This window comes from Streptacidiphilus neutrinimicus, from assembly GCF_000787815.1.
Classification (GTDB): Bacteria; Actinomycetota; Actinomycetes; order Streptomycetales; family Streptomycetaceae; genus Streptacidiphilus; species Streptacidiphilus neutrinimicus.
The window spans coordinates 44,774-50,873 of the sequence record NZ_BBPO01000001.1; the positions used below are offsets into that span (position 1 = coordinate 44,774).

At 71.7% G+C, this 6,100-nt stretch carries 5 protein-coding genes and 1 pseudogene; 5 read left to right on the forward strand and 1 reads right to left on the reverse strand.

The window, feature by feature from the left end:
• Positions 1–20: 20 nt before the first annotated feature.
• Positions 21–806 (forward strand): response regulator, encoded by a 786-nt coding sequence (locus tag TR48_RS00180; protein WP_042363696.1) that lies wholly within the window; start codon positions 21–23, stop codon positions 804–806.
• A 78-nt stretch (positions 807–884) separates the two neighbouring features.
• Here TR48_RS00180 and TR48_RS44155 read toward each other — a convergent pair whose 3' ends face one another.
• On the reverse strand, positions 885–1,175 hold the full coding sequence (locus TR48_RS44155; RefSeq protein ID WP_052442291.1) for a hypothetical protein: 291 nt from the start codon (positions 1,173–1,175) through the stop codon (positions 885–887).
• Positions 1,176–1,208: 33 nt separating this feature from the next.
• On the opposite strand from TR48_RS44155, the pseudogene TR48_RS41465 reads away from it, so the two are divergent.
• The 4 genes and pseudogenes from TR48_RS41465 to TR48_RS00200 form a co-directional block, all read left to right on the forward strand.
• Positions 1,209–1,499: pseudogene (locus tag TR48_RS41465) on the forward strand (DUF485 domain-containing protein); the annotation flags it as partial.
• Between the two features lie 43 nt (positions 1,500–1,542).
• A complete protein-coding gene (locus TR48_RS00190) occupies positions 1,543–3,102 on the forward strand; it encodes a monocarboxylic acid transporter (protein WP_042363697.1) in 1,560 nt (519 codons plus the stop codon).
• 316 nt (positions 3,103–3,418) lie between these two features.
• Entirely contained in the window at positions 3,419–5,221 is a 1,803-nt protein-coding gene (locus TR48_RS00195) for a sensor histidine kinase (RefSeq protein WP_063770862.1), read from the forward strand.
• Positions 5,218–5,922: a response regulator transcription factor gene (locus TR48_RS00200; protein ID WP_042363698.1), complete on the forward strand. Its 705-nt coding sequence runs from the start codon at positions 5,218–5,220 to the stop codon at positions 5,920–5,922. The genes TR48_RS00195 and TR48_RS00200 overlap by 4 nt, the downstream gene beginning before the upstream one ends.
• The last annotated feature ends 178 nt before the right edge of the window (positions 5,923–6,100 follow it).

A 6,100-nucleotide genomic window follows, 5' to 3' on the forward strand; every position in this document is an offset into this window, starting at 1 on the left:
CGCCGGTTCTCTTGATTACGATGGGTCAGGTGAACGATCAGCCGGTGCGGGTGGTGGTCGCGGACGATCAACAGGTCGTGCGCGAGGGAATCGTCATGCTGCTCGGGCTGCTCCCGGGCATCGAGGTGGTCGCCGCGGCGGCGGACGGCGAGGAGGCGGTGGCCCTCGTCGCGCAGTACGCGCCGGAGGTCGTGCTGATGGACCTGCGCATGCCGCGGGTCGACGGGGTCGAGGCCACCCGCCGGATCCGGGCCGAGCACCCGGGCACGGCGGTGATCGTGCTGACCACCTATGCGGACGACGACTCACTCTTCCCGGCGCTGCAGGCGGGGGCACGCGGCTACCTGACCAAGGACGCGGGCAGCGAGGAGATCGCCCGTGCGATCCGCGACGTACGGTCGGGCGCGGCGGGGCTGTCGCCGCAGGTGCAGGCCCGGCTGCTGGAACGGCTCTCGACGAGTGAGCCGCCGGCGGCGCTCGGGTCCCAGCCCGCCTCGCAGCCCGGTTCCCAGCCCGCTTCGCAGCACGCGTCCCCGGCTGCGTCGGGCCCGGCGAGCGTACGGCCGGCCGAGGCGTCGGCCGCCACGCCGACGGCGCTGCCGGACGGGCTGACGGCCCGTGAGGCGGAGGTGCTGGGCCTGATCGCGGCGGGGCTGTCCAACCAGGAGATCGCCGCCCGACTCTTCGTCAGCGTCGCGACGGTGAAGACCCATATCAACAACCTTTTCGCCAAGACCGGGGTGCGCGACCGGGCCCAGGCGGTGGGCTATGCGTACAAGCACGGACTCCATCACCTGATGGGGTGAACGTCCGTACACCGGACCACGGCGGGCCCGTAGGCTGCCCATTCTTGTGACGTGAGTCCTCAAGAACTGGCCGCCGAGTCATCGGCCGAACAACTGTCGAGAGCTGAGCAGTCGAGATCCGCGGGGGAAGAGTCCTTCGACTGGTGGTCCGCGCCGCCCGAGGCGCGGGAGAAGCAGGAGCAGCGGCGCGAGGCCGAGCCGGGCGCAGGTGCCGAGTCGGGCGACGACTCCGGCGCGCAGGCCGGTGCCGACGATGTCGATGCCCGCGTCCACGCTGACGTCCGTGCCGATGCCGATGCCGATGCCGAGGTCGATGCCGACGCCGAGCCCGACGCCGAGCCCGACATCGACCTTGACCTCGAGGCTCATGCGGCTCCCGACGAGGCCGCCATCTACCGGGCCGTGCACGAGAGCCCGGAGTTCCGGGAGATCCGGACCCGGTACCGGCGGTTCGTGCTGCCCGCCACCGCCGCGTTCCTGCTGTGGTACCTGCTCTATGTCGTCCTGGCCGTCTCCGCGCCCCGGTTGATGGCGCGTCCGATCGCGGGACCGCTCAACACCGCCTGGCTGCTGGGGCTGCTCCAGTTCGTCAGCACCTTCCTGCTCGCCTGGCTGTACGCCCGGCACGCCCGCGCCCATCGGGACCGCGCCGCGCTCGGCCTGCGCTGGGAGACCCAGGACCGACTCCGGTGAGGCCGCCGCGGAACGCGGCGGGCCCCACGAGGGAGGATTGACCATGGCCGCTGGCCTCTTCGCGTTCGTCGTGCTGGTGACGCTGGGCATCACTTTCTGGGCCGGCCGCCGCAGCCGCGCCGCCGAGGACTTCTACGCCGCAGGGCGGGACTTCAGCCCGTTGCAGAACGGCTTCGCCATCAGCGGAGACTACATGTCGGCCGCCTCCTTCCTCGGGGTCACCGGGCTGATCGCGCTGTACGGCTACGACGGGCTGCTCTACACCATCGGCTTCATGGTGGCCTGGCTGCTCGTGCTGATGCTGGTCGCCGAACTGGTCCGCAACTGCGGCCGCTACACGCTGGCCGACGTCCTGACGATGCGTATGCGCGAGCGTCCGGTCCGGATCGCGGCCGGGGTCTCCGGGATCGTGATCTCGCTGCTCTATCTGCTCGGGCAGATGGTGGGGGCGGGCACGCTGGTCTCGCTGCTGCTGAACCTGCACTCGGCGAGCGCACGCGCCGGTTCGATCGTCGGGGTCGGTGTGCTCATGGTCTTCTACGTCACGGTGGGCGGAATGAAGGCCACCACCTGGATCCAGATCGTCAAGTGCGTGCTCCTGCTGAGCGGAACGGTTCTGCTGACGGTTCTGGTGCTGCTCCGCTTCCACGGTGACGTCGGCTCGCTGATGCGTTCCGCCGCCCGAAGCAGCGGCCACGGGAACGCGTACCTCCTGCCGGGGCTGCGCTTCGGTCACGGGCTGACCGACCAACTCGACTTCGTCAGCCTGGGGCTGGCTCTGGTGCTCGGCACAGCCGGGCTGCCGCACATCCTCTCCCGCTTCTACACCGTCCCGACGGCGCGGGCCGCGCGGCGCTCGGTGATGTGGGCGATCGGCCTGGTCGGGGCCTTCTACCTGATGACGATCGTGCTCGGCCTCGGCGCCGCCGCGCTGATCGGGGCGCCCGCGATCAAGGCGGCCAACAGCGCGGGCAACACGGCGGTGCCGCAGCTCGCAGATTCGCTCGGTGGAACGGTTCTGTTCGGCGTGACCTCGGCCGTCGCCTTCGCCACCATCCTCGCGGTGGTGGCCGGCCTGACCATGGCCTCCTCCGCCTCCTTCGCGCATGACCTGTGGGCGCACGCCTTCCGCCGCCCGCAGGAGAAGCAGCCGACCGAGCGGCAGGAGGTGATGGTGGCCCGGATCGCGGCCGTCGTCATCGGCGGTGTCGCCATAGGCCTCAGCCTGTACGCGCAGAAGCTGAACGTGGCGACGCTGGTGGCGCTGGCCTTCGCGGTCGCGGCCTCGGCCAATCTGCCGGCCCTGCTGTTCACCCTGTTCTGGCCACGGTTCACCACACGCGGCGCGGCCTGGGCGATCTGGGGCGGGCTGGTCCCGGCGCTGGTGCTGGTCGTCCTGTCGCCGGTGGTCTCGGGCAACGCGGCCGCGATCTTCCCCACCGAGCACTTCGACTGGTTCCCGCTGCAGAACCCCGGGCTGGTCTCGGTGCCCTGCGGGTTCCTGGCCGGTTGGCTGGGCACGGTGACCTCGCGGGCCCGGGCCGAGTCCGACGCCTACGCGGAGCTGGAGGTCCGGGCGCTCACCGGCGCCGGCGCGGTGTGAACGGCCGGGCATCGGCCTGAACGGCCGGGCATCGGCTAACGGCCGGGGCATCGGCCTGAACCGCCAGGCATGGGCCTGAACGGACAAACGGGGCCCCCGGGCGCGACGGGGGAGGCGCGCCCGGGGGCTGACTTCCAGCGTAGCCCCCACCGGCCTCAGGGGTGTGGGAGTTGTGCATTTCTCGCGTTACCGAGGGTTCTGCGCATTCTGCGCACAGTGACGGGGGTAGGCAACGGCGGCCTCACCAGGCACAATCGCCGGGACATGGGCGTGGCAACGGGGCTTTCGCCCCAGTTCACCCCGGTTGGAGGAAGCCTTGTTCTCGCGACGCAAGCTCTCCGGCCGGATTCTGGTGAATCAGCTGGTCATCCTCGCCGTCACCAGTGTCATCGGCTTCGTGCTGCTGGCCTTCGCCCAGCGGTCCCAGATCGACCACGTCAACGAGCAGCGCGCGCTTGCGATCGCACAGATCGCCGCCGCTGACCCGCAGATCGTCACGGCCATGAGCGCCGGGGATCCGGGCAGAGGGCCGCACGGCCCGGTGCAGACGGCGGCGACCCGGATCATGAACGCCGCCCAGGCCCGCTACGTCGTGGTGATCGACCGCGGGGGCATCCGGCACTCCCATCCGATCGTGGGAGAGATCGGTCAGAGAGTCACCGAGCCCGTCGTGGCGCTCGACGGCAGTGACCACTTCTTCATCGACAACGGTTCGCGGGGACGGTCCGCCAACGCGCGGACCCCGCTGCGGGACCCCTCGGGCCGGATCATCGGCGAGGTCTCCGTAGGCATCGACGAGCGGGACGTGGTCCACAGCCTGCTCGGTGAGCTGTCCGTCTTCGCGCTCTACATCGGCATCGCGCTGGCCGTCGGTGTGCTGGCCTCCTACGCGCTGGCGTGGCGGCTCAAGCGCACCACCTTCGGGCTGGAGCTGGAGGAGATCGCCGGGCTGCTGCAGGACCGCGAGGCGATGCTGCACGGCATCCGCGAGGGCGTGGTCGCCTTCGACCAGAGCGGCAAGGTGAGCGTGGTCAACGACGAGGCCCGGCGCCTGCTCGGCCTCGGCACCGCGCTGGGCTGCCGGCTGGAGGACCTCCTGCCGGAGGGACGCCTGCGGCGGGCCCTGGCGGGCGAGCTGGGGCCGGACGAGATCCATGTCCTCACCGACAGCCACTGTCTGGCGATCAACCGGATGCCGGTGGTCCTGCACGGCCGCGCCCTGGGCGCGGTGGTCACCGTCCGGGACCGCACCGAGATCGTCGGCATGCTGCGCGAGCTCGACTCGGTGCGGGGCCTTACCGACGCGCTGCGTGCGCAGCAGCACGAGTTCGCGAACCGGATGCACACCCTCGCCGGCCTGCTGGAGCTCGGTGAGCAGGAGCAGGCGCTGGAGTACGCCGTCGAACTGGCCTCGACCGACCGGACGCAGGCGGCGGAGATCCGCGAGCGGATCGCCAACTCGCTGATGGTGGGGCTGATCGTGGCCAAGTGCACGGTCGCCGCCGAGCGCGGCGTGCGGCTCACGCTGGACCCGGCCTCCAAGCTCGGCGCCGAGCCGGGCCATCTGCGGCGGCTGCTCACCGTCGTCGGCAACCTGCTCGACAACGCCGTCGACGCCGCAGGCTCACCCACGCCGCCCTCTCAGGCCGTGGCGGCCGAGCATGTCGTGCCCGCCGCGAGCGGTCCGCCCCGGGTCGAGCTGCTGATCCTGGAGACCGCGGACGCCATCACGGTCCGCGTCTCCGACAATGGTCCGGGTGTTCCGGACGAGGCCCGCGCGCACATCTTCGAGGACGGCTGGTCGACGCGGCCCGACCGTGGAACCGCCCGCCGCGGGTTGGGCTTGGCCATGGTCCACCGGCTGGTCACCCGGCACGGAGGAGAGATCTCGGTGAGCGAGGGACCAGGGGCTGTCTTCACCGTCCTCCTGCCGCTGCCCGACACCGAACCCGCCCCGCTCGGGGCGGTGTTCATCTCCGCGCCGCCGGTCGTCGAGCTGGAGGCGGGAGGCAGCGGGGCGGGCCTGGGCAGTGCGCTGGGCGCAGGCACCGCGGTGGGCACGGGAAACGCGGGAAGACGCACGACGGCAGGACCGAACTCGGGAAGGACGCGCTGGTGATCAGAACTCTGGTCGTGGACGACGACTTCCGGGTGAGCGGCATCCATGCGGCATACGTCGGCAAGGTGCCCGGCTTCGACGTGGTCGGGCAGGTGTCGACCGTCGCAGCGGCGGAGGAGGCGGTCCGCACACTCCGTCCGGACCTGCTGCTGCTCGACGTCTACCTGCCCGACGGCACCGGTCTCGACCTGCTGCGGCGCCTCGCGGCGCAGCCGCCGGACCCGTCGCTGTCTCATGCCGCTCGCCCCGACGCCATCATGATCACGGCCGCCCGCGACCTGCACTCGGTGCGTGAAGCCATGCAGCTCGGCGCCGTCGGCTATCTGGTCAAGCCGTTCGGCTTCGCCGCGTTCGAACAGCGGCTGGTCGCCTACGCGGAGCTGCGGCAGCGGATGGAGGCGCTCCTCGACGCGGAGGAAACCGACCAGGCGGACGTCGACGCCCTGTTCAGCGCGGGCCGTTCCGCGCCGCTCCCGACGGTCCCGCCGAAGGGCCACTCCGCACCCACCCTCGCCCTCGTCCGCGACGCCGTCCGCACCGCGCGGCGGGACCTCTCGGCCGCCGAGGTCGCCGAACTCACCGGCGTCTCCCGGGCGACGGCCCAGCGCTACCTTTCCTACTTGGTGCGCGAGGGCATGGCCCGCCTCGAACTGCGCTACGGCTCCACCGGCCGCCCGGAGCACCGCTACCGCGCGGCCTGATCGGTCGCCTGGCGGGCAGGGCATCCCGCCCTCATCAGTCCACCCTGCGGGCCCCGGCGCCCCGGGCCTCTCATCCCGGGCCTGATCGGTCCCGCCCCGCGCCGAGCCTCCTACGCCCCGCGCCAAGCCTCCTACGCCCCGCGCCGAGCCTCCTACGCCCCGCGCCGAGCCTCCTACG

Bases quoted from the DNA above. Each gene is read 5' to 3' on its own strand.
- TR48_RS00180 (WP_042363696.1), top strand. From the start codon at position 21: ATGGGTCAGGTGAACGATCAGCCGGTGCGGGTGGTGGTCGCGGACGAT.
- TR48_RS44155 (WP_052442291.1), bottom strand. From the start codon at position 1,175: ATGAGCCTCGAGGTCAAGGTCGATGTCGGGCTCGGCGTCGGGCTCGGC.
- TR48_RS00190 (WP_042363697.1), top strand. From the start codon at position 1,543: ATGGCCGCTGGCCTCTTCGCGTTCGTCGTGCTGGTGACGCTGGGCATC.